The sequence below is a fragment of the Psychromonas saccharinae genome (assembly GCF_051201515.1).
GTDB lineage: Bacteria > Pseudomonadota > Gammaproteobacteria > Enterobacterales > Psychromonadaceae > Psychromonas.
In genome coordinates this window covers 3,908,457-3,932,276 of the sequence record NZ_CP195153.1, presented here as the reverse complement: position 1 = coordinate 3,932,276, position 23,820 = coordinate 3,908,457, and the positions used below count along the sequence as shown (strand labels likewise).

The following is a 23,820-nucleotide window of genomic DNA, read 5'->3' as shown; positions in this document are numbered from 1 at the left end:
GCTTAGCGCCCCGTAACTGTGACTAAACCGAAAAGGGGTATTTAATGGGGTCGTGATGTTGGTAATCAACGACCTCAAAATCATCAACTGTTACCCACGTTTCCAAATCTTCTAGTGATTTGATATCGGGGTTGATGAGCAACTTAGGTGGTGCGTAAGGTTCTCTCTTAATCTGCTCTTTCATTAGTTTCAGTTGGTCTTCATAGATATGCGCATTGACGATCTTATGAAACGCTTTACCAGCTTTTAGTCCTGTGATCTGACTTGTGATCTGAAGCAGCCAAGCAACTTGAATTTGATTGAAGACCAATCCAAGAGGCACATCGCAGCTGCGTTGCGTGCTGTTTAAATAGAGAGTATCACCGAGCAGTGAAAAGTGGTGGCTGTACATGCACGGGCGTAGACAACCCATATGAAACTCACCAGGATTATAAAATGATAAAATTTCTCCACGGTCATCAATGCCTTTGCTTAGATGATCGATTATCTTATTGTACTGATCGACAAAACCACCGTCAGGCTTCGCCCAAGCACGTCCTTGAACACCGTACACACGGCCCATATCGTCTTCACCTTTACGATACGGGTTGTTAAGCCACGCTTCATTGAGGTTGGCGTTAGCGTCCCAAGTCTTGGTTCCTACTTTTCGAAAGTCAGCCGCGTTATCATAACCACGAATGTAACAAAGCATTTCTGCTATAGCACTTTTCCAAAAAGTTTTTCGGGTTGTTACTAGAGGAAATTCATTAGCGGCCATATCATATTCTAAATCCGCATTAATAACAGTTAAGCAGCGCTTCCCTGTTCTTGTGTTATCAATCCAAATTCCTTCATTGATAACTCGCTTACATAAGTCTTCATACTGGCTGTGTTTACTATTCATTATATCTACCAAGTACCTTTTCTGTTCATAATCATATTATCACATTTAGATCTTATCCTATTATGCGTCAATGACAGGTTCGGAAGTGATAATTTGAGGCACAATAACATAAAATATAGGATTTATGTTACATATAAAAGATTAACAGCTAGAAAAGCGATAAGTTGTGCAAAGAACGTACTTTTGCTGAATGCATTGATTATATTCGACAGGGAGATGGGTTATACGTTCACAGCATTAATCGGTTAGATTGTAATTTAAGTACATTATAGATAGGTTCATTTTTTAGAGAAACCTAACGGAAATGTGTTCGCAACAGAAAAGTTTAACTTGTTATATGCTTCTTTGCGAGCTAGAAAGATAGATAAAATAAGCTTGTGCCCTAGATTCTTATATTAATCTGACAGACTGCTTCAAGCTCAAAGCGGGTGGTTGTAATATTTGTTTATATTGGAGTTTTCTGTGGCGCTTTGGGGCACAAACCGACTTAGACTATTTACTCTAATATAGTGCTAAAACTTAATTTATCATATCATTACCACACACACAAAAGGCTACCATTAGGTAGCCTCGAATTTTTTTGGTAGTCTTTTAGAAATGTCGCATAACGGGTGTTATGGTAAATAAAGAGCCATAGTCTCTTGTTAGGTTTTTAAAATTGCACCTCTAATTGCGAAAGCTAGCCCTTCGGGGTTTTCCCATGCCATTGAATGTCCAGCCTCAGAAACAGTAACAACATCAATGTGTTGTTTAATTAGCTCTTCGAAGTCAGGATCAGGCAAAGAGTTACTGCCGAAAATATAAGTCTTTGAACAACTAAGTGCATAATATTTTTGACGCCAACTTGGAGAACTTCCCTTAATTAATGAGCAAGCTGTTCTATGGATAGCTGTCGGAGAGCTTACTGATAAAGATGCAGCCCAATTTTCATTTGAACTATTAATACTTTCTTGGACTATGTCGTTATGACCATAATTCTGGTAATCACCTTCATCATAAGCAGCAATTTTTTGACTGAAAAAGCCACCGCCTGCATCAAGGTTAGCCTCACTTAGAATAAGAGATCTAAGTCGACCTTCTACACGAGCTGCTAAAGCAATTGACACTGCACCTCCCATACTATGAGCATACAGAATGAAATCATCGAGCTCTAAATATTCAATAAGTTCTTTAAGATAATCAGCATGATTATCTATCGAGTAATCAAACAGCTCTGGTTTGTCACTAAACCCCGAACCAATGAGATCAACAAGTATTCGACGATGTCCCTCTAATCCACCCACGGATGCAACCTGTGGATAATCAAAAGAAGATGCGCATCCAATACCATGTATGAATACTATAGGAACACCATCACCTGGTAAGTCATGATAGCGAAGTGTTGCATTACAATTTACTAATTTAAATTCTTTCATTCTATTCCAATCATGCAGAGTTAACATCGAAACAAGAAACCTAACAGCTTATTAGACAGAATTTATCCGTATTTCCAGTGGATACATAGAACGGTCTAATTTGCTTAAATTTGATAAAAGAGTATCAGATTTAATTAACTAATCAATATGTTAAAAATCAAAGTGAAAACTTAATCATGTGGATAGATAGAAAAGTTCCGTATTAACAACAAAAATACGGAATGATGTACATCTGTGTATAAATACATGTGAATTTAGAAGATAATTTCAATTATTTTCTATCTCGCTTTACGACTTAGAAACCTACAAGACGTTGTTAGCCAAATAATGTGTGTTAGCGCAAGTAACCTGCGTAAAATGACTATTATGTTAAGTAGTTATTTTTTCTTATATAAATAGCGGTTTCATCATTAAATCAACACAAAACACTTAAAATCAATAGCCAATCAATTGATATCCGCCTTAAAACCACAATCTATAAATAATCACATAACCCTGAAGATTACATAATAAATATACTATTCTCATTTAGGCTATTTTCCAAGACCAAATGGTTAAATGATCCTATTTCCTTTTTTACTGGACTACTTTTTGAGGATGTTAACAGGAGCGGTTTGTAAGGCGCTTGGGGGGCGTTAGCGAGTTGGTGCTCTGACTCTGAAAGGGGTACAAACCGACTTAGATCTTTTACTCTATTTACTTGTTGAAACTACTCTATTTACGCTCGGTTTATCCCAAGCGCGTATAATAAACTATCTCGCTTTCGATCCAATTATGGTTTAGAAACCGATAAATTAATGAACAACATTTATCAGCTACAACACTTGATAAGATTAAGTAAATGTTTGATCTATTGTTTGTAAGTTAACTCGTGTTGAAACAGCATTAAGTGCTATTTTATTGATCATATCATCTACTGTTGCACAACAATCCATTACAATCGTCACACCATATTTATCAGCAGCCTTCGAAATTGCGGTATGTGTTATGCAGTTTTGAGTCATCATGCCAGTTATCAGCAACTCTTTTATTTTATGTTTTTGTAATACTTCTTCCAAATTGGTTTGTTCAAAACTATCGGCATAGCTTTTCTCCACGATATCTGCATTGGGGGCCGCATTTAGAATAGCAGGATGAATCTCCACACCAGAAGTTCCTTTATTAAAAAATGGTGCAATACCATTGTCGCTATCTGCAATATGCTGAATAAGAATAATTGGGATACTCTGTTGATTGGCTTTATCTATAGCTATTTCAATATTACTTAAAGTTTGCGCAGTATCGTGTAGAGGATATTTTCCTTGTGGAAAGTAATCGTTTTGTAAATCAATAATTAATAAGGCTTTTTGGTTATTCATTAACATTCCTTAGTTGCCAGTTATGTGAAGTGAATAGTATATGAGTTGTTTCGCAGGTTTCTTAGAGTCATAATTGACAACATACAAGTCAAAAATGACAGGTGTATAGAAATATGCGAAACATTAAAATTGCGATTATTGATTACCCTTATTGTTTGAAATCTGCACTTCATGGTTTTTTAGAAGTTTTTAATTTAGCGAATCAAGTATGCGACGAACAAAAATTACCGTGTCAATTTATGCCGCAATTATTGAACTGTAATGACAATACAGATTTTACAGAAAACAGATTTAATGTGGTTGTATTGCCACCAAGCAATCGCAGTGAATTTTACTTGAGCCCCCCAAAAAATTTACTGAGAGGCTTATTACAACAACATTATAGTGGTGCAACTATCTGCTCAGCTTGTGCGGGCACATTTATTCTTGCAGCTGCCGATTTATTACAAAATAAAGATGTTACAACCCATTGGAAGTTAGAAGCTCTATTTCGTGAAAAATATCCTGAAGTTACTTTGAATATCGATAAAATATTGATTAATCAAGGCGATGTTATTACAGCGGGCGGTATGATGTCTTGGCTGGATTTAGCTCTCGAAATCATCTGTAAATATACAAAACCAAGTGTGGTGCGAAGTTTAGGTAAATATTTAGTGGTAGATACTGGGCAACGCGAACAACGTTTCTATCGGCAGTTCACTCCGATTTTAAATCATGATGACGCGCTGATTCTATCAATTCAACATACACTCAAAGAGACCTATCATTTGCCCCTAACTATTGCAGAAATAGCGAAACAAAACTGTTTAACAGAGCGAACTTTTCTACGCCGTTTTTTTAAAGCAACTCAACTAAAACCTAAGCAATATATTCAACTTCTGCGAATTCAAAAAGCTTGCGATTTATTAGAGTCAACGAACTGGTCATTTGAGCTCATAGCCAATAAAGTCGGCTATGAGGACAATGGAGCCTGTAGAAAACTGTTTGTTCGTATTATTGGTCTAACACCTCGAGAGTTTAGAAAGCGTTTTGTGGAATAAGGCTGTTGTACAAATATCATATTAGTAGGTTAAAGGTATAACGCTCACTTCTTCCCGAGAGCGTGCAAAATAGTGAACGCTTATTATGAGTTTCTAACTCGTATATGGACTCCACCTGTTTTACAACGATTAATTTTCATAAACATATAAGATGCATTCGTATATACGGCTTTCTATTGAGAGAGCTACCCTCTAGCCTAAGATGTTTGCGCACCTATTATCCTCATCGCTTTGACAGTCTTTTATGACTTCCGAGTTAGACAGGTTTTAATAGGTTGGTCTTACCGTTTATGCTTCATCATTGTTGTAAAATTGGGTAAAGCTGTTTTATTGAGTTAACTTGGTTTTATTTTTATTCTGTTCTTAATAATTGCTGCTGATATTTGGTTTCGTATCTTAATATGGCCCAAGCAGTTCTGACCGTTTTATTTGCTAATGCAATACAGGTCCTCTTAATACCTAAGCGTTCTCTTAATTGTATTAACCACGCTTGTTTTAATGTTGTAGGCTCTTCAGGTAACCTGGATATGTATGAAAGCGCTCCTTGGTACAAGGCACACCTCAATTCTTTAACCCCTCCATTTTTAATAATACCTGTCATATTAGTTTTACCACCAGAACTATGCTGCTTTGGTGTAACACCAACAAAGGCAGCGGCCTGACGCCCACTTGTAAACTGTTTACCATCACCAATAGTTGAATAAAGCATACCAGAGCATACTTCAGCTACACCTTCCAAATCCATCAAACTTTTACAAGGCTTCAACTGCCTCACTAATGCGTTCTTTACTTTTTCTAACTGATCAAATTCAATTTTCAAGTAAAGATATTGCTCCCACAATTGATGTAAAGTCGAAATCAAACATGCAGGAATTAAACTAGGCTCATCAAGTGTATCTTGAACTGCTTTTTTTAATCCTAATACCCCACGAGAGCTTGTTATACCGTATTCATACAGTATTGATCTAATATGATTGCCCAATGAAGTGATGCTTCTAGAGAGGAATACTCGACTAGTTTCTAAAGATTGGAGTGATTGCTGCTCTTCATTTTTAGGTTTACTGTATTTTAAACCAATTTGTAATGCGGCATTAGCAATGGCTAGGGCATCGTTAGCATCTGTTTTTTGACCTTGAAGGAAACCTTTTACTTTTTTCGGACTAATTATTCTGACTTCATGCCCAAATTGTTCAGCATATCGCCCCCAATAATTGCTACTACCACAACCTTCTATTGCGACAATTGACTGCTTGGCATTAGCAAGTAACTCTTTTAGCTTTTGTCGGTTAACGGCTTTATTCATAACCAATTCACCATGCTGGCTGATTTGGCAAACTTGAAGTACTGTTTTAGCTAGATCGATTCCGAAAATATTGGATTTAAGCATAATATGGTCTCCTAATTAGTTACCGATACTCTACGCTACTTGCTAGAGTTGGTGGAGTCCACACATCGCTTTGGGGGTGAAAGCGACTTACCAGTAATGTCTGTTTTTTTCGGAACAGCGGACATTAATGACAGAACTTCTAATGACTGCTTTAGTGGCTTTTGAGACAGTCAGATTTGACTAACACCTATAAATTTAAATTAATTTTTAACCACTGAACTTTATAGAAATATTGATTTCTATAATTCCGTTTGTGTCCTTTACGCCATACAAAACAACGAATCTACAAAAGTTTACATTGACATTAATCTATGCAAAATAACCTTTAGTTCACTATCATTATCGAGGTACGGATGATCAAATTGGGCGATTTTAACCCACTGACACTCTTGACCTTTGTGGACATATATATGAAAGTCATCGACTAAAACAGAAGAACTCACCTCATTACTGGGTATCAATCGAAGATCCTTAGTTTTCCCCTTCCAGTTTACATACTCAATTGTAGAAAACCATTTTGGAGCTGTTCCTTCTGATACAAGAAGATCTGCTATATTTCTAAAGATAGCTTCTTTTACAGTAGTATACATTACTACACGGTCTGTTATTGATTTGCATCCCTCAAGAAAGGCATATAACCCCGGCCTAGGTATTTGGCTCATTGCATTTGAGATGAGCGTCCCTTCTAGATCTAAAGCGATTACTTTTAACATTCCTCGATTCTCCATTTCAGTAAACAGTTATGGTTTAGTGGTTTTGGCCACTAATTTAGATTAAATTTCTCATCATTTCTGAGGCAGTTTATGTTACCTAACAATTCACTATCCTCCCATTGTAACTTTCATCGGTTATAAGGTCGTTGTGAGATAACTATTTGATTGATAAAATGCAGCTTTGTTATTATTAAACATCATATCCAATGACTTCTGCTTAGCAATAAATATGCTTTTCACATTATCATCTATTTGAGTAGTTAAAATAGATCGTAGAGTAAATGTTAGAGAGCAGTTTAGTGGAGCTAGAGAATTACAATTATCAAAAATAAGTATTTTAGGCTCTTGTAAACCTGAATTAATATATGCTCCACCATGTGGGACTTCTTCAATTACTTTTTTAAAATCTTCATTTTTAATATCAATGAGAGCATCAAGCGGGTCTTCTAGTTACCGGTGTATTACATGAAATGCAAGGCTTTCTGTTAGAAAAAGACTCATTCAAAGAAATTTAGGTTGTGCGCAGCACATTCTGAATATATTTAAATCGTAACCAAACGAAGTACGTTACTTTAATTAGCGCTAAAATAACGCTTCTATATTCGTTTCAAGAGCTTCAGCCAACAACTTCACTTCAACATCTGTAACACGCCTCACTTTAGCCTCAATTTTTGCCAAAGTTCCTCGGCTAATATTCCACTCTAACAAATTACATCTCGCTGCTAATTGTTCTTGAGTCCAGTCATTTTTCTCTCGGATTTTTCTAACATTCTTACCAACAATATTCATCGATTTTTTGCTCCGTCATCAGAGCTTGATTGTCACAGAGAAAAACCCTAGAATTGCTCCGCTATCGGAGCGTGTTGAATTTGGTATGATAAAACTTATGAAAAATATAAAAATGAATGTTCTTCTTACTAAGATTTTAGAAGATGAAACATTTGATAAATTTACAGTAATTAATCTTAGAGATAAGTACCTGCAACATTCACAGGTATCTTTGTGCTCGATTGAAGCTCGTAAATATGTTTATAAACATATTCTAAGATTGGTTAAATTTGGTGTGTTAAGTAAGAGTGGTAAAAAAAACTCACACAAAATAATGTACAAAAAAACTGATTTATTTAAAGACGTAAATTTTATTTCTGGGGAATCTTCCTCTCCTAAGAAAGACTCCTATAAAAAACATTTACTAATATCCAGTGAAAAAAATCTAGAAAATTCTTCAATAGAAAAGTTGCAAGAAACCTTAAATGAATACAAAGTTGACATGATGTCCGCTATTGGCGAATCGGAAGAATACATCCGTTTATTAGACTCTGTTCCTGAAATGAAAGAACAACTTAGGGAGAAGTACCACCTAGCTCGTGATAAAAGCTCAAAACTTTTAGGAAAAATAAAAGCTATTCAAACGATCATAGCTATTCAATCGGAAGTACAATGCAATTAAGAAAATGGCAAGCCGAGAGCGTTAAGTTAGCACTGGAACATTATCAAGAAATTAGTAAGCATTTTCTATGCTTAGCCACACCTGGAGCCGGAAAAACTGTAATGGCGGCTGAAGTGGCTGCAAAACTATACGAACAAGATAAAATTGACTTTGTTCTTTGTTTTTCTCCTTCAAGTACAGTATCTCAAAGTATTACTTACACTTTTACTAAAAGGTTTGGCGCTCGATTTGATGGTGTGATAGGTGCTATTGGTTGCTCCTATACTTACCAAAACATAATGTTTTTTAAAGAAGATTTTTGGCAATTGCTTAAAAATAATCGCGTATTGGTCGTGTTTGATGAAATCCATCATTGTTCAGGATCTTCACTGGAAAATGCAAATGCATGGGGTGAAGAAATAATTCAAAACATTCAACAGCAAGCAACGTTTACCCTTGCTTTAACAGGCACACCATGGCGATCTGATAATGCACCGATAGTTTTATCAAACTACAGCGATCCTGATGGGCTAATTCAGTGTGATTATATCTATGGTCTAAAAGATGCAGTGCAAGATCGTGTTTGCCGGATACCTACCTTAGTATTAATCGATAACGAAAAAATATCTGTTACAGATGAAGATAACCAAAAGAAGGTATTTACAGGTCTTCAAGAGTTATTAAATCAATCAATCGTTTCGTATCAGTCAGTTATTACTAATGATTATGTAATGAAAGATATCCTCAAACGAGGGTGTGATAAGTTAAAGCTAATACGCTGCTGTAACCCTAATGCTGGGGCGCTAGCCGTAGCATCATCCGTAGAACACGCAGTTCAAATTATTAAACTACTTCGAGAAACATTTAACCAGACAGCTGTTTTGGTTACCTATAAGCAGATTAAACCATCTGAAATTATTGATCAATTTAGGTATTCCAATACGCAATGGATTGTAAGTGTTGGAATGGTGTCTGAAGGCACTGACATTCCCCGTTTACAGGTTTGCTGTCATTTGAGTCGAATAAAAACAGAATTGTATTTTAGACAAGTATTAGGTCGTATCTTACGAATTAATGAGGCACAAAATCAAGAAGCATGGCTATACACATTTGCTGAAAAAAAACTTTCAGAATTCGCTAATCGTATCAAAGATGATTTACCTGATTACAATGTCGTTATTAATGAAGATTTTCCCATTGAAGAATTTGACAAATCCGGTACTCCTCGTAAACAAAATGAACAGTTAATCGAGCAACCGTTTGAATGGGATGAATCAGCGAATAATGAATCAACTGATTTAACTAATGCCGAAAAATCCCTCGCAGATCAAAACTTAAACGTATTTCTACCTTCGATTGAAATGCTCGGTATGTTCAGGGAACAAATTATTGCAACGTTTGAATCTTCTCTTTGATTTTTTTGAGCAGAAAACACAGAGTTAGTACTATCTTCCTCCTATATCCCATCATAAAGCATGCTCAATTTCATGTAAAATACATCTAAAATCATGCATAATAAAACTCATTGAAGCTTAAACAATTCGGTGGTTTTATCTCATGCAGACAAAGACAATTAAAAAATCAAACCTCACTGAAACAGATATCATTACAAAATTCATTCTCCCAAGCATAAAAAATGCAGGATGGGATGATATGACACAAATTCGCCAAGAGGTGAAACTACGTGATGGTCAAGTGATAGTACGCGGTCAAATCGGCATGCGTAAAACCGTCAAATCAGCAGATATCGTACTCTACCATAAACCCAATATGCCACTGGCTGTCATCGAAGCCAAAGCCAATAAGTATGATGTTGGTAAAGGGATGCAACAGGGGCTAGATTATGCGCGCCTACTTGAGGTGCCATTTATCTTTGCTTCCAATGGCGACGGTTATATTTTCCACGATAAAACTAATCCTACGCAGTTAGAAACTGAAATTAGCTTAGATGAATTCCCAACGCCGACAGATTTATGGAATAAGTATTGTATTTATCGCGGCTTTAAGAAAGAGCAGTTACCGCTTATTACCCAAGACTATCATGATGATGGCAGTGGTAAATCCCCACGTTATTACCAGCTGCAAGCAATCAACAAAACGATAGAAGCGGTATCTCGTGGTCAAAAACGCATGTTATTGGTGATGGCAACTGGGACAGGTAAAACCTATACCGCCTTTCAAATTATCTGGCGGTTATGGAAATCGCGGCAGAAAAAACGCATTCTATTTTTAGCTGATCGCAATATTCTGGTTGATCAAACCAAAACCAATGATTTCCAACCCTTTGGAGAAGCGTTAACCAAAGTCACCAAACGCACCGTTGATCCCGCCTATGAAATTCACCTTGCACTGTATCAAGCATTAACGGGACCGGAAGAATATCAAAAGGCATTTAAACAAGTCGATCCTGATTTCTTTGATCTGATTATTATCGACGAGTGCCACCGTGGTAGTGCTGCTGACGACAGTGCATGGCGCGAAATTTTAGAGTATTTCAGAGGGGCAACGCAGGTTGGTTTAACCGCAACGCCTAAAGAAACAGAAGAAGTGTCTAATATCGATTACTTTGGTGAGCCTGTATATACCTACTCATTAAAAGAAGGGATTGAAGATGGTTTCCTTGCTCCCTATAAGGTGGTACGTGTTGATATCGATGTCGATCTACAAGGGTGGCGACCAACAAAAGGTCAGATGGACAAAAATGGTGAACTGATTGAAGATCGCATCTATAACCAAAAAGATTTTGATCGCACCTTAGTGATTGATGAGCGGACTCAGTTGGTGGCAGAGACTGTGACCAGTTATCTAAAATGCACCGACCCCATGGCTAAAACGATTATTTTTTGTAACGATATTAATCATGCCGAACGTATGCGCCGTGCTCTAGTTAATTTGAATCCGGGGCAGATCGCTAAAAACGAAAAATATGTCATGAAAATCACGGGTGACGATGAAATCGGTAAAGCGCAGCTGGATAACTTTATTAACCCTAAAAAAGCGTATCCTGTGATAGCCACAACCTCTGAATTAATGACCACGGGGGTTGATGCTCAAACCTGTAAACTAATCGTGCTTGATCAAAATATTCAATCGATGACTAAATTTAAACAGATTATTGGTCGTGGTACGCGTATTAACGATAAATACAATAAACTCTGGTTCACTATTTTAGACTTCAAAAAAGCCACTGAACTGTTTGCCGATGAAACCTTTGATGGCGAGCCTGTGCAGATAATGGAGCGAACACCTGAAGAAATAGATGAGGGTAAAGTAGATATTGAGACTCCGCCAGAACATCCCGATGACGAAAACACGATAACAGAAAATCCTCCCTCAGATTATGACGCACAAACGGATGGGACAACGGATGATCAATTACCAATCAACAACGATGATTGGGGTGAAATAACCGATGATGATGAAGAAAAACGTTTTATTAAGTTTCATGTCTCTGGTGTGACCGTTAAAAAGATGGCCGAGCGTGTGCAGTATTACGACACCGATGGTAAATTAGTGACAGAATCATTTAAAGATTACACCCGCAAAACAATGGGCAGTCAGTTTAGTTCGCTAGACGAATTTGTTAAACGTTGGAATACGGCAGATCGCAAACAAACCGTGATCGATGAGTTAGAGGAGGTAGGGATTATTTGGGAAGCATTGACCCAAGAAGTAGGTATCGATCTCGACCCCTTTGATATGATCTGTCATGTTGTCTATGACCAACCTGCGTTAACGCGCAAGGAACGAGCAAACAACGTTAAAAAGCGTAATTATTTCACCAAATATTCGGACACAGCACAAACCGTATTAGATAATCTCCTTAATAAATATGCAGATGTTGGTGTGCAAGAGATTGAAAGCATGCAAGTGCTCAAAGTTCAGCCTTTTAATCAAATTGGTAGCCTTAGTGAAATTATCAAAAAAGGCTTCGGTGGTAAACCACAATACGAGCAGGCAATCAGTGAATTAGAAGCGGAAATTTACCAGCCAACACAGCAAACCGCGTAATTTAAAATACAAAATAAACGTCCAGTGTGTTGTTAACTAGCAACATACTCGACGATCATACAATAATAAAAGAGAAGTTTATGTCAGTCAGTTCAGCAATCAAATCCATTCAAGATATTATGCGTAAAGATGCCGGAGTAGACGGTGATGCGCAGCGTTTAGGGCAAATGTCATGGTTATTATTTCTTAAAGTATTTGATGCCCAAGAAGAAGAATTAGAACTGGAATTAGATAACTATAAAGCACCGATCCCAGAGCAATATCTATGGCGTAGCTGGGCACAGGATGCAGAGGGGATTACCGGTGAAGAGTTATTAGACTTTGTTAATGATGTTCTCTTCCCAAGTCTGAAAAATCTAACGGCACCGATTGCGCTTAATCCGCGTGGTCATGTCGTCAAAGCTGCATTTAGTGATGCCTTTAACTATATGAAAAACGGTACGCTACTGCGTCAGGTGATCAATAAACTCAACGAAATAGATTTTACCGATTCTAATGAACGTCATCTGTTTGGGGATATTTATGAGCAGATATTAAAAGACTTACAAAGTGCAGGAAATTCGGGCGAATTTTATACCCCCCGTGCGATCACGAAATTTATTGTTGAAGTCACCGATCCAAAATTAGGAGAGACAATTATAGATCCCGCCTGTGGTACGGGTGGCTTCTTAGCTTGTAGTTTTGATCATGTTAAAGACAATTACGTAAAAACTACCGAAGATCACCAAACCTTACAGAAGCAAATCCATGGCGTAGAGAAAAAACAGCTGCCGCACTTGTTATGTACCACCAATATGATGCTTCATGGCATTGAAGTTCCCGTACAGGTTAAACACGGTAATACATTAAATAAACCGCTTTCCAGTTGGGATCAAGAATTTGATGTGATAGTCACCAACCCACCCTTTGGTGGCACCGAAGAAGATGGTATCGAGAAAAACTTCCCAAGCGAGATGCAAACCCGTGAAACGGCAGATCTATTTTTGCAATTGATCATCGAAGTGCTTAAAAATGGTGGACGAGCAGCCGTGGTATTACCCGATGGCACGCTCTTTGGTGAAGGTGTTAAAACCAAGATCAAAAAGATGCTAACCGAAGAGTGTAATTTGCATACCATCGTGCGTTTACCAAACGGTGTATTTAATCCTTACACGGGCATTAAAACTAATATTCTGTTCTTCACTAAAGGTCAGCCGACGAAAGACGTTTGGTTCTATGAGCATCCCTATCCAGAAGGGGTAAAAAACTATAATAAAACCAAACCAATGAAGTTTGAAGAGTTCAGCACCGAGCTTGATTGGTGGGGTAATGAACAGGATGGTTTTGCTAGCCGAATTGAAAACAACCAAGCGTGGAAAGTTTCAATTGATGAGATCATTAAGCGTAACTTTAATCTTGATATTAAAAACCCTTATCAAGGTGAAGTGATCAATCATGATCCGCAGGAGTTATTAGCGAATTACAAACAGCAGCAAGAAGAGATTAGTGAGCTACGTAACCAACTTAAAGATATTCTTGGTAATGCGCTTTCATCATCGAACAGTTCAATAGAAAGTAATGAGGCTAAGTAATGACAATTGAAAACCTTATTACCGACAATATCGATATTTGGACTGCGGCAATAAAAAATAAAAAAGCAACAGGGCGTGGTTCAAGCAAAAAAATAGAATTATATGGTATTAAAAAACTAAGAGAGCTTATTCTAGAATTAGCCGTGCGAGGGATGTTAGTAGCACAAGATCCTAGTGATGAGCCAGCTTCAGCTCTGCTTGAAAAAAACTTTACAGAGCAAGAAAGGTTAATCTTGGATGAGAATCTAAAGACAAAAGCTAGTAAAAAGATTTTAGAAAGTGATGAGTATTTAGTTTCTCCTCGCTCTTGGGGGAAAATTAAGCTTGGAAACTTGGCTAAGTTTATTGATTACAGAGGAAAAACTCCTAAAAAACTTGATTCAGGTGTCAGGCTAATAACGGCAAAGAATGTAAAGTTTGGTTTTATATCACTGCAACCAGAAGAATTTATATCACAGGATGAATATTCAGTATGGATGACAAGGGGCTTTCCTCAAATAGGTGACATTCTCTTCACGCCAGAAGCTCCGCTTGGAAATGTGGCTCAAGTAGAATTGAAAGAAAGATTTGCGTTAGCTCAACGTGCTATTTGTTTTCAGCTTCACTTGCCTGATATTTCAAATTTCCTCCGATTGTTTTTGATGTCTCCCAACTTTCAAAAACTATTGAAGGAGAAAGCTACAGGGACAACCGCTAAAGGTATTAAAGCCTCTGTACTAAAGGAGTTGCTAATTTATTTACCACCTCAAAAAGAACAACACCGCATCGTTGCTAAAGTTGATGAACTAATGGCACTTTGTGATCAGCTTGAACAGCAAACAGAATCAAGCATTGATGCCCATAAAACCTTAGTGGAGGTGTTGCTAGCCACTTTAACCGATAGCAAAAATGCTAACGAGTTAAATCAAAACTGGGCGCGTGTCAGTGAGTTTTTCGACACCCTGTTTACCACCGAGCACAGCATCGACCAGCTAAAACAAACCATCCTGCAACTCGCCGTTATGGGCAAACTTGTTCCGCAAAATCCTAACGATGAACCCGCTTCAAAACTACTGGAACGCATCGCCGCCGAAAAAGCGCAGCTAATCAAAGACAAAAAAATCAAAAAACAAAAAACTTTACCGCTAATTACAGATGAAGAAAAGCCGTTTGAGCTACCAAATGGGTGGGAGTGGTGTCGATTGGGGTCTATAGGAGTAGGTGCAACAGGAAAAACGCCTAATACAAGAAATTTTAACTATTTCAATGGTGAGATTCAATTTGTTGGCCCTGGTCAAATAACGCCACAAGGGGAATTGCTTATTTCAGAAAAAACACTAACTGCATTAGGATTAGAGCAGAGTACCACTGCAAATAAAGGTGATCTTTTAATGGTTTGCATCGGAGGCTCAATTGGAAAAAGTACCCTTGCGAAAGACCGAATCGCGTTTAATCAACAGATTAATGCAATGCATCCAATTTTATTTTCATCGGAGTTTTTAAAAACTTCAGTTTCCACTAACCAATTCTATGAATCTGTACTAGAAAAATCGACAGGTTCTGCAACACCAATAATAAATAGAGGGAAATGGGAGGAATTAATTATTCCGGTTTCTCCTCTCTCAGAGCAAAATCGTATCGTAGCAAAAGTCGAACGATTAATGAACATCTGCGATAAACTCAAAATTTGTTTAACCCATGCTCAACAAACCCAAATGTATTTCGCTGATGTGATTAGTGCTAAAAAGACAGATAGAGATATAAATAATGGCTAATGCAATGAAAATCAAAGAACATATTGAACCTTTACTAAAAGCATTAGAGAAATATTATGAATTTCATTCTGAAAATGAAACATTAGATGATGATGACTCTAACTATGCGGTTTACTTTCAAAAAGGAGAAGATGCTCCTATTCATCTTGCAAGACCAAGTCTTGCGCTATTTCATGGTGACCTCAATTTATATAATCAAGAAAGTGAACGAATTAGACTACAGCGGTTTTCTTATGTTCTAAATTCAGAGAAATTCCCAAGAAATCAGCAAAATTACGATGAATTACTAAAAGCACAAAGAGCAAACAAAATTACGCCATTTGTCGGTGCAGGTGCATCAATAAGCGCAGGGTGCCAAAGCTGGAGTGGTTATCTTGAGCAAAAAGCCAAAGAGGTTGGTATTTCAGATGAAATAATCAATTCTCATTTAGCAGATAACAAATATGAAGATTTATTAGAATTGATAATCGAGCAACCAAGAGGCGAATCGTTTGAGTTTTACTTCGCTCAAGATTTTGAGCATGCTAACCCAGAAGCATCTTACGCATGGATTTTACCCGAGCTGTTTAACGGGTGTATCATCACAACTAACTTTGATCGAGTTATTGAAAACTGTTATGACCAACAAGGTAAATCATTTACAGAAAAAACAGTGGGCCTTAATGACCCACACACTTTTATCAAAGCGATCACCAAAGGCAGTAAATATCTTTTAAAGTTACATGGCAATATTGATAACCCTCAACATCGTGTTTTTACTAAAAGTGAATATAAAAGAGCTTATAGTCAGACTGAAGAACAAATAGTTGATATGAGTTTTCCTTTACCAAAGTTACTTTCTCACCTTTATCGGAGTCATTCATTTCTTTTCATCGGTTGTAGTTTAGAAATGGACAGAACCATAGCAACATTTGAAAAATTATTAGAAATTGAGCCAAAAAATGAAATTGCAGACCACTATGCAATAATCGAATTTCCTAGTGATGAAGAGAAAGCTCAAGACTTAGAACAAAGGCTTATGATGTGCAATATTAAACCTATTTGGTATGAAAGTGGTGAATATGGCAAGGTATTTGACATTCTAAATTTGATGCTTATATAGAAGTTATAGCTGAGCAACATGGTTATAGTAGCTAAATTTGATGCTCTTATAGAAAAGGCGGTATGAATATGTTCGGAATGGGTGATGGAAAAGTAAGAACTGAATCTGAAATTTTTAAAGAGCTTGAAACTGTTTGTGCCCAACCTGGATTCATAGGTGTTATTGCATTCTTATGTTTAAAAGACACTTATATTCATGCGATTGATGGAAAACTCGATGCTAATGTCATGGCTCAGCAATATGATCGTAGTAAGCTTTCTCGTACCGAGCTGTCCACATTAATTGGGTTAGCCTGTAAAAATGGTCTTGTTCAAAATGAGTTAAATAGGGAATCACTAGAGCACACTGCAACTCTCATTTATAACCTTTTTGAGGAGCTTCACTCTTCTTTTTATCTTCCCATCGACTTTGATAAATTGTTAAAAAATAAAGTTCCCCCTTCAGAAGTGCTAAGTGGAGGCGACTTTATGCGCGAAGCTATTTTTTATAGCGGAGAGGGTGTCTACAAACACCAATATCGTGATTTATCTGTAATCCGATATCAAAATGACAATCAATGGTTAGATCATAATAAAGGTTTCTTAATTGAGCAGGCTGCCGTTGTTATACGTACTATTGAACAGCTTCAGTTAGACAACATAAATAAACTAATTTCAGAAGCTAAAAGCCTATACTTACGAAATTATGTACCAATTTTTAAGTTTTCAATTCATGAGATTGTTGAATATTCAAAATTACCAGTAGATACCGTGATTGCAGTTATAAACGCTCTTTCTGCTACCCCCGCTGAGGGTATGGAAAGGTTTAAAAGTGTTGATGATTTTAACCATAGAAATGCTTTTCCAATTATTAAGCTTGATGAGGATGAGTACATTAGTTTTCAGCCTTACAGTCTATGGGAGGCATTATATGAAAGTCCTTTTTTCTGGTTCAATGCAGATAAAAAATATTCTGCAACTGCTAGTGAAAATAGAGGAGCCTTTACCGAAGACTTTACTGCACAACGATTAGAAATGGTTTTTGGTAAAGATAATGTTTATACCAATATTGATATCTTTGAGGGTAAAAATAAAACAGGCGAAATCGATGTACTTGTTACCTTTGGTCACATCGCACTTGTCATCCAAGCTAAATCTAAAAAGCTAACGATCTCCGCAAGAAAAGGGAATAGCAATCAATTAAAAGATGATTTTAAGAAAGCAGTTCAGGATGCGTATGATCAAGCGTATTTATGTTCTGAATTATTGCTAAAAGAAGGTGTTGTTTTTAAGTACGAGAACGGTGATGTATTAAAAATAGATCAAACGTTTAAAACTATTTTTCCATTTTGTATTGTTTCAGATTATTACCCTGCATTAGCTAGCCAAGCAAGACAATTTTTAACTTATCAAGTTACGGATGTGATTCAATTTCCACATGTGATGGATGTTTTTCTAATTGACTTATTATCTGAAATGCTTGAGTCATCACTATTCTTTTTAGATTATATTCAAAAGAGAAGTAACTTTGCTGACACTCTTATATCACACCACGAGTTAACGATATTATCTGTTTATATAAAACAAAATCTATATTTTGAAGATAAACCAAATATGGTTTTGCTCGACGATGATCTTTCCGCTGATCTTGAACTTGCTATGCTAGCAAGGAGAGATGGTGTTGATGTCCCGAGAACACCTGATGGAATATTAACCGTAGACCCTGATACATATGTAGGAGCAATTTTAGAAGATATTAAGCATTCTTCTGACTATGGGCTATTGCAGCTTGGTATCCATTTGCTTTCCGTTTCAGGTGATACAAAAAATCAATACAATGAAGTGATTGAGCGCTTAATTAAGCAGTGTAATGAAGACAAGAAACATCATGATGTTACATTTGGATTTACAGAAGGGAAATCAGGAATAACAATTCATTGCAATACTGATGAAATTTCAACTGCATATAAGAGATTGGCAGTTCATTGTGAAAAAAGAAAATACACATGCAAGGCGAACTCATGGATCGGTTTATGTTTCTGCCCTATAAGCAAAAGGTTTAAATTTGCGACTTACCATAAATCAGTTTGGGAACCATCTGATGAAATGGATAAATTAGTTGGTGACTTACCGCTGATTGAGGGACGAAACTTGATCAATAACGGACATCTAAATTTACCAAAATATAAGCGAACAGCTTCAAAATCGAAGAAAATTGGACGTAATGCTCCATGTCCTTGTGGTAGTGGCAAAAAATACAAGCATTGTTGTTTGTAATATCAGTGACATTTATGAGTCAATCTGACTAATAAAATACTGATAGCCCCCATTATCTATTTAAAGTTAGGTGTTATTTATTGAGTATGAATAACGCTCAACTGAATTAACTAATTTGCTCTATTCACTAATCAAAAAGCTTTTGCAGGAGAACTGTAGTTATGTCTGACAAATTTAATCTTTATGATATTTATGAACACAACTTGAATTTTTTGTTCGGGGCAGGTGCATCATATGGATTTCTCCCTACTTTAGCACTGCAATTAAAAGATGCAGATGGCGAGTCTTATACTTTTGAAACATTAGCAAAAGACCTAGATGACAGTAAAAAAGAAAGTTTATACTCATTATTGTTTATGCACTACTACAAAAAATGTATTTATACTGGTTTACCTCATTCACCTAGGCCTCCTTTTCCTCCTCATCGTGTTGAAGTGCTAGATGAATATAAAAGGTTTCTTCAAACGTTGTTAATTACATTGGATAAGCAAAGCAGAAGTGGAAAAAAATGTAATATATATACAACCAATTATGATAGCTGTTTTGAAATATCTGCCGATAACTTGCTATCAGAACAGGCTATAAATTGCGTGGTGAACGATGGCAGTGCTGGTTTCCAACACCGAAGATTTCATACTAAAAACTTTAATAATCGTGTTGTTCAAAAAGGTATTTTTGATAAACATGATGAATACTTGCCCCAGCTTAATATTTTGCATCCACATGGCTCTGTTTATTGGAAAAAGGAGGGGCAGGGTATTGAAGTCAATTATGGGCAAACAAGTTACAATATTAAATTTGATGTTACACAAGAAAGATTTCTAGAAGACTTTGAAAAAATTGTAAATGATGACTCCAAGTCGTTAGGGGACTTAATTGCATTCTATGAATCTGAAGATTGGTCTGACTTCTCTAGTATCGAATTTTGGGATAAATATAAACAAATACCTATTGTTAATCCAACCAAATGGAAGTTTCATGAAACGGTCTTTGAAGAGGCTTATTATCAAATATTAAGGCACCTAAGTTTTGAATTAGAGCGACCTAATGCAGCTTTAATTACCTTTGGATTTTCATTTGCTGATGAGCATATTCTTCATTTGGTACAGCGCTCACTCTCTAACCCCACCTTAACGGTTTACATCTCTTGTTTTAATGAAGATGAGCAACGAGAAATGAAGAAAAAATTTAAAGGTTATAACAACGTTAAGTATATTTGCATTGACGAGGACTTAACCTTTAAGCGCTTTAATAATCGTATTTTCACCTTAACAACGGGTGGTAAGTAAATGAGTATTGCCATTGGAGAAGTGATATCAGTTAAAGGTGTAAATATTGTTATTGAATTATATGAAGAATCGAATAAAGAGACGTTTTTTTATGATGGTGAAAAATTTAAAGGTGTTTCGATTAGAGAGCATATCCTTATTAAACGTGGCTTTAAAAATATCGTGACGCTGGTACAAGGCGAATATTTAGATGAACGTGTGCTCTCAGAAGATGGCAAAGTCTATATTCGAAAAGTTGAATTAAAACCAATTGGTTTTTACCACCAAGACGTATTTCAGGAGGGAATAAAACACCTACCAATGATCCGTGACATTGCTTACTTAATGAGTGAAGCTCAAGTAAAAAAAATTTACGGTGAGCCAGACGATAAATTTGTAGTTGGTGAAATATTAAAAGAAGAATTACCAGCTTCTTTACCTTGGGCAAGACTTTTTAATACGCATATTGGTGTTTTTGGTAATACTGGTAGTGGTAAATCTAATACTTTAACGAATTTGTATACGACTCTGTTTAGAAATAAGCTGGTTCAATTGAATGGTAAAAGCCATTTTGTCGTGATTGATTTTAATGGTGAATATACAGGTGGACAGCTGGTACCAGATAAAACATTGAAGACCGTTTACGATTTAGATACTCGAACTAATGAAGGAAAGAAGTTTCCACTAAGTGAAGCCGTTTTCTGGGATGCAGAGGTTTTTGGTATTTTATTCAAAGCTACAGAAAACACTCAAAAACCATTCTTAAAACGAATTGTATCGGGTAGGGAACGATTTAAAGATGTTTCTAATACACTTGGTACATATGCTAAAAAAACTCTTACTAGAGCGCTTATCAGTACATCTCCTAAAAAAGAGTTTGCAGAGCTTATTAGGGAAGTTGCTGGGCTAATTGGTGCCGATGAATTAAAAGCTTTAGCACATAAAATGAGTTGGCACGGTGTAAAAAACCATTTTATCATTAATGCTACTGGACATCTTATGGGAGGTGAAAATGATCTCGCTTATGTAAATAACTTCAAACAACATGTAGAGCAAATACAAGTTAGACAGTTAAGTCAATTCGCAGAGTTAAAGTTAAGAATTAACCTGCAATTGTTATCTGATCTAGTTAGTGGTTATGTACAGTTTGAACACATTCAACCACTGTTAAAACGAGTGGAAGCCTCACTAAAATCTCTTGAAAGAGTTTTTGATATTGGTGATAACCCCGAGGATAATTTACTTACCGTAGTTTCATTGCGAAAAGCCAATCAAGAAATTAAGAAAGTAATACCTCTATTATTAGCTAAGTATTATTACGGTATGCATAAAGAAGCAGTAATAAATGTAAGTCCACCTAAGAAAACTTTTCATTTAATTATTGATGAAGCACACAATATATTATCTATACAATCAAATCGTGAGAGCGAAAGCTGGAAAGATTACCGGTTGGAATTATTCGAAGAAATCATTAAGGAAGGTCGCAAGTTTGGTTTTTATTTAACCCTTTCTAGTCAGCGCCCAGCAGATATATCGGCAACGATAATGTCGCAAATACATAACTTTTTTATCCATCGATTAGTAAATGATCGTGATTTACTTTTGCTTGAAAATTCAATTAGCACATTAGATTCTTTGTCACGTTCAATGATTCCCAATTTAGCTAGAGGGTGTGCAATTATTACAGGTACTTCATTTGATTTACCGATGGTTGTTCAATTTAAAGAGTTACCCAAAGAACACCAACCTGATAGTGATGATGTCGATTTGAAAGAGCTTTGGGGGGAGTAGTTTGGTACCCAAAACTTAAGAATCTTTAATTTATATGTTGATAATATTTGATATGTCTGGGAATAGCGGTAATTTTTGAATAAATTCAGGATAAAATAAACCAAACTTTCATTGCTAATGCAATTATCGGTTTAATAACATGGTATACGAACGACCAAAACGAATTGATTTAACAAATAAATGGACTCTAATGCAACATAAACCTTTCTATACAATTTCTGAAAATTGTTATCTCTTTGATCGTAAGCTACAACCGGAAGAGGAAGTTCGTCAGTGGGTTTTGTTTGAGCTAATCCGTTATTATGGATATTCAATTAATCAGTTAGAAATTGAAAAGACAGTTCAGTACGGTACTCGCAGAGGTTTTATCGATATCCTTATTTATGTAAATGACAAACCATACATTGTTATTGAATGTAAAAGACGAAAGGGTTACCGTAAAAGTCAAGATCCAATGAAGCAGGCAATCAGCTATGCAAATGCCGATTCTATACAAGCAGAGTTCTGTGTATTTACTGATGGTAATATTTGGCAAGTAAAACGCAATACGGCAGCAGGGTGGGTTCATTACCCAAATATCCCTTGTATCAAGGAGTACGAAAATACGGAATTAGAGTTTAGCCAATTCTTAAATGATTTAGACGAGGTAAGACCAATTTTGCATTGGTTATATCAACCTATTGTAGGACGGGATGTCTTATATTTCATCGACGCTATCCAACCAATTTTCAACGCTCAATCCATTGTTACTAGTGGAACAAACTCTATTTTATTGGATATTATTGACCATGTTTGTCGTGGTATAACTATTAAATCAGAATTAAATGTCTATCATTATGGAAAACTTGAAATAGCCTATCAAAAAACTCAGTTTTATTTGAAAAAACTTGGCATGAGAAATTTCTATAAAGATGTGATGGAAAATGACTTACATGAATTGTTAATGATGCCGGATGTACAATTTAATCGATTAAAAGAAACGATTGAAGATTATGATTCAGAGATGGATCATGCCGCTATTCATTTATTATCAGCTTTGTATTCAGTGGCTAGAACGGTTACAGCACATAAATCGGAGAAGCAATTATCCTTGAATAGTGCGTTTACAGATGAATTATTTAACTTTATTAATTTAGGTTTGCAACGAAATTTACAAATAGGTTTACCAAGTAAGTCGGATACAATATTAGTGAATTATATCCAGGAAAGTTGTGAAACAAATTGGCAAGCTCATTTAGATAGCCGTTCTATGAGTGTATGGGAATTATTTAAACTCCCATTTTATATCTTAAAAAATAAGGTGTTTGCTTAATATAATATTGATGAATACTGAGGGGGGGACGTTTAACCATTTAAATCTGTTCGAATGCTCTTGCAAAGGGTTGTGGTGCTTTATGAAAGCGAATATACCCCTTAGACTTTAGTTGCTTGGTATGTTGTTTAAATGGTTTAGCAATATATCCCTAGTTTCCTTTCTTTGCAGCTATAGTGAGTCTACTTAGTAACTTTAAATCAGAATCACGATATAGTTTTGCAAAAACTTCCTTCATTAGATGAAACACTTCTTATGTTGTCTTCTTCTATTGGTGGTTTTAAAGAAATTACCAGCGTTATCGCTCCAAATTCAGAACTTTCAGAGCAGGCTACTTCAATTCTTGAACAATTAAATAAGTCTGGAGGGAGTTTTTTCTAAGAGCTTAAAACATTAGGCGGTACAACAACATTTCATATAATGGATGGTTCAGGGAAGATATGAAATATTTGAGCCAAGGTTTCTTGAAGATGACTTAAATTAACTTGTTAATTGTGGTTTATTAATTTTAGATTGCAGTTCGAAAGGAAG

At 36.2% G+C, this 23,820-nt stretch carries 18 protein-coding genes; 12 read left to right on the top strand and 6 right to left on the bottom strand.

Annotated elements, in window-relative coordinates; all coding sequences use genetic code 11:
* Positions 1 to 22: 22 nt before the first annotated feature.
* From ACR30L_RS17590 to ACR30L_RS17580, 3 genes are all read right to left on the bottom strand, one after another.
* Positions 23 to 883: a thymidylate synthase gene (locus ACR30L_RS17590; RefSeq protein ID WP_435235534.1), complete on the bottom strand. Its 861-nt coding sequence runs from the start codon at positions 881 to 883 to the stop codon at positions 23 to 25.
* A gap of 644 nt (positions 884 to 1,527) precedes the next feature.
* Positions 1,528 to 2,325: an alpha/beta fold hydrolase gene (locus ACR30L_RS17585; RefSeq protein WP_435235533.1), complete on the bottom strand. Its 798-nt coding sequence runs from the start codon at positions 2,323 to 2,325 to the stop codon at positions 1,528 to 1,530.
* Between the two features lie 806 nt (positions 2,326 to 3,131).
* Positions 3,132 to 3,656, bottom strand: coding sequence for a cysteine hydrolase family protein (locus ACR30L_RS17580; RefSeq protein WP_435235532.1), 525 nt, complete (start codon positions 3,654 to 3,656; stop codon positions 3,132 to 3,134).
* A 113-nt stretch (positions 3,657 to 3,769) separates the two neighbouring features.
* On the opposite strand from ACR30L_RS17580, the gene ACR30L_RS17575 reads away from it, so the two are divergent.
* The gene (locus tag ACR30L_RS17575; protein ID WP_435235531.1) at positions 3,770 to 4,696 is read left to right on the top strand and encodes a GlxA family transcriptional regulator; all 927 of its coding nucleotides are present in this window, start codon (positions 3,770 to 3,772) and stop codon (positions 4,694 to 4,696) included.
* 352 nt (positions 4,697 to 5,048) lie between these two features.
* Here ACR30L_RS17575 and ACR30L_RS17570 read toward each other — a convergent pair whose 3' ends face one another.
* The 3 genes from ACR30L_RS17570 to ACR30L_RS17560 form a co-directional block, all read right to left on the bottom strand.
* Complete coding sequence (locus tag ACR30L_RS17570) at positions 5,049 to 6,083, bottom strand: IS110 family transposase (RefSeq protein WP_435235530.1); 1,035 nt, start codon at positions 6,081 to 6,083, stop codon at positions 5,049 to 5,051.
* 293 nt (positions 6,084 to 6,376) lie between these two features.
* Entirely contained in the window at positions 6,377 to 6,796 is a 420-nt protein-coding gene (locus ACR30L_RS17565; RefSeq protein ID WP_435235529.1) for an NIF family HAD-type phosphatase, read from the bottom strand.
* Positions 6,797 to 7,378: 582 nt separating this feature from the next.
* Positions 7,379 to 7,585, bottom strand: a complete 207-nt coding sequence (locus ACR30L_RS17560; protein ID WP_435235528.1) for a helix-turn-helix domain-containing protein — start codon at positions 7,583 to 7,585, stop codon at positions 7,379 to 7,381.
* Between the two features lie 97 nt (positions 7,586 to 7,682).
* Between ACR30L_RS17560 and ACR30L_RS17555 the strand changes: the two genes are divergently transcribed.
* The 11 genes from ACR30L_RS17555 (at position 7,683) to ACR30L_RS17505 (ending at position 23,670) form a co-directional block, all read left to right on the top strand.
* Positions 7,683 to 8,246 (top strand): response regulator, encoded by a 564-nt coding sequence (locus tag ACR30L_RS17555; protein ID WP_435235527.1) that lies wholly within the window; start codon positions 7,683 to 7,685, stop codon positions 8,244 to 8,246.
* The gene (locus ACR30L_RS17550) at positions 8,237 to 9,640 is read left to right on the top strand and encodes a DEAD/DEAH box helicase (protein WP_435235526.1); all 1,404 of its coding nucleotides are present in this window, start codon (positions 8,237 to 8,239) and stop codon (positions 9,638 to 9,640) included. The genes ACR30L_RS17555 and ACR30L_RS17550 overlap by 10 nt, the downstream gene beginning before the upstream one ends.
* A 142-nt stretch (positions 9,641 to 9,782) precedes the next feature.
* Complete coding sequence (hsdR, locus tag ACR30L_RS17545) at positions 9,783 to 12,236, top strand: EcoAI/FtnUII family type I restriction enzme subunit R (protein ID WP_435235525.1); 2,454 nt, start codon at positions 9,783 to 9,785, stop codon at positions 12,234 to 12,236.
* 80 nt (positions 12,237 to 12,316) lie between these two features.
* Positions 12,317 to 13,807, top strand: coding sequence for an N-6 DNA methylase (locus ACR30L_RS17540; protein WP_435235524.1), 1,491 nt, complete (start codon positions 12,317 to 12,319; stop codon positions 13,805 to 13,807).
* The gene (locus ACR30L_RS17535; RefSeq protein WP_435235523.1) at positions 13,807 to 15,561 is read left to right on the top strand and encodes a restriction endonuclease subunit S; all 1,755 of its coding nucleotides are present in this window, start codon (positions 13,807 to 13,809) and stop codon (positions 15,559 to 15,561) included. The genes ACR30L_RS17540 and ACR30L_RS17535 overlap by 1 nt, the downstream gene beginning before the upstream one ends.
* Entirely contained in the window at positions 15,554 to 16,663 is a 1,110-nt protein-coding gene (locus tag ACR30L_RS17530) for an SIR2 family protein (RefSeq protein ID WP_435235522.1), read from the top strand. Before ACR30L_RS17535 ends, ACR30L_RS17530 begins: the two co-directional genes overlap by 8 nt.
* Positions 16,664 to 16,725: 62 nt before the next feature.
* Positions 16,726 to 18,918, top strand: a complete 2,193-nt coding sequence (locus ACR30L_RS17525; protein ID WP_435235521.1) for an SEC-C metal-binding domain-containing protein — start codon at positions 16,726 to 16,728, stop codon at positions 18,916 to 18,918.
* A 161-nt stretch (positions 18,919 to 19,079) separates the two neighbouring features.
* The gene (locus tag ACR30L_RS17520) at positions 19,080 to 20,207 is read left to right on the top strand and encodes an SIR2 family protein (protein WP_435235520.1); all 1,128 of its coding nucleotides are present in this window, start codon (positions 19,080 to 19,082) and stop codon (positions 20,205 to 20,207) included.
* Positions 20,208 to 21,977 (top strand): ATP-binding protein, encoded by a 1,770-nt coding sequence (locus tag ACR30L_RS17515; protein WP_435235519.1) that lies wholly within the window; start codon positions 20,208 to 20,210, stop codon positions 21,975 to 21,977.
* Positions 21,978 to 22,167: 190 nt separating this feature from the next.
* Positions 22,168 to 23,289 (top strand): type I restriction enzyme HsdR N-terminal domain-containing protein, encoded by a 1,122-nt coding sequence (locus ACR30L_RS17510; protein ID WP_435235518.1) that lies wholly within the window; start codon positions 22,168 to 22,170, stop codon positions 23,287 to 23,289.
* A gap of 219 nt (positions 23,290 to 23,508) precedes the next feature.
* A complete protein-coding gene (locus tag ACR30L_RS17505) occupies positions 23,509 to 23,670 on the top strand; it encodes a hypothetical protein (RefSeq protein WP_435235517.1) in 162 nt (53 codons plus the stop codon).
* Positions 23,671 to 23,820: the final 150 nt, after the last annotated feature.

Bases quoted from the DNA above. Each gene is read 5' to 3' on its own strand.
- ACR30L_RS17525 (WP_435235521.1), top strand. From the start codon at position 16,726: ATGAATATGTTCGGAATGGGTGATGGAAAAGTAAGAACTGAATCTGAA.
- ACR30L_RS17530 (WP_435235522.1), top strand. From the start codon at position 15,554: ATGGCTAATGCAATGAAAATCAAAGAACATATTGAACCTTTACTAAAA.
- ACR30L_RS17550 (WP_435235526.1), top strand. From the start codon at position 8,237: ATGCAATTAAGAAAATGGCAAGCCGAGAGCGTTAAGTTAGCACTGGAA.
- ACR30L_RS17585 (WP_435235533.1), bottom strand. From the start codon at position 2,325: ATGTTAACTCTGCATGATTGGAATAGAATGAAAGAATTTAAATTAGTA.
- ACR30L_RS17565 (WP_435235529.1), bottom strand. From the start codon at position 6,796: ATGTTAAAAGTAATCGCTTTAGATCTAGAAGGGACGCTCATCTCAAAT.
- ACR30L_RS17520 (WP_435235520.1), top strand. From the start codon at position 19,080: ATGTCTGACAAATTTAATCTTTATGATATTTATGAACACAACTTGAAT.
- ACR30L_RS17555 (WP_435235527.1), top strand. From the start codon at position 7,683: ATGAAAAATATAAAAATGAATGTTCTTCTTACTAAGATTTTAGAAGAT.
- ACR30L_RS17535 (WP_435235523.1), top strand. From the start codon at position 13,807: ATGACAATTGAAAACCTTATTACCGACAATATCGATATTTGGACTGCG.
- hsdR (WP_435235525.1), top strand. From the start codon at position 9,783: ATGCAGACAAAGACAATTAAAAAATCAAACCTCACTGAAACAGATATC.
- ACR30L_RS17560 (WP_435235528.1), bottom strand. From the start codon at position 7,585: ATGAATATTGTTGGTAAGAATGTTAGAAAAATCCGAGAGAAAAATGAC.
- ACR30L_RS17540 (WP_435235524.1), top strand. From the start codon at position 12,317: ATGTCAGTCAGTTCAGCAATCAAATCCATTCAAGATATTATGCGTAAA.
- ACR30L_RS17575 (WP_435235531.1), top strand. From the start codon at position 3,770: ATGCGAAACATTAAAATTGCGATTATTGATTACCCTTATTGTTTGAAA.
- ACR30L_RS17515 (WP_435235519.1), top strand. From the start codon at position 20,208: ATGAGTATTGCCATTGGAGAAGTGATATCAGTTAAAGGTGTAAATATT.
- ACR30L_RS17510 (WP_435235518.1), top strand. From the start codon at position 22,168: ATGCAACATAAACCTTTCTATACAATTTCTGAAAATTGTTATCTCTTT.
- ACR30L_RS17570 (WP_435235530.1), bottom strand. From the start codon at position 6,083: ATGCTTAAATCCAATATTTTCGGAATCGATCTAGCTAAAACAGTACTT.
- ACR30L_RS17580 (WP_435235532.1), bottom strand. From the start codon at position 3,656: ATGAATAACCAAAAAGCCTTATTAATTATTGATTTACAAAACGATTAC.
- ACR30L_RS17590 (WP_435235534.1), bottom strand. From the start codon at position 883: ATGAATAGTAAACACAGCCAGTATGAAGACTTATGTAAGCGAGTTATC.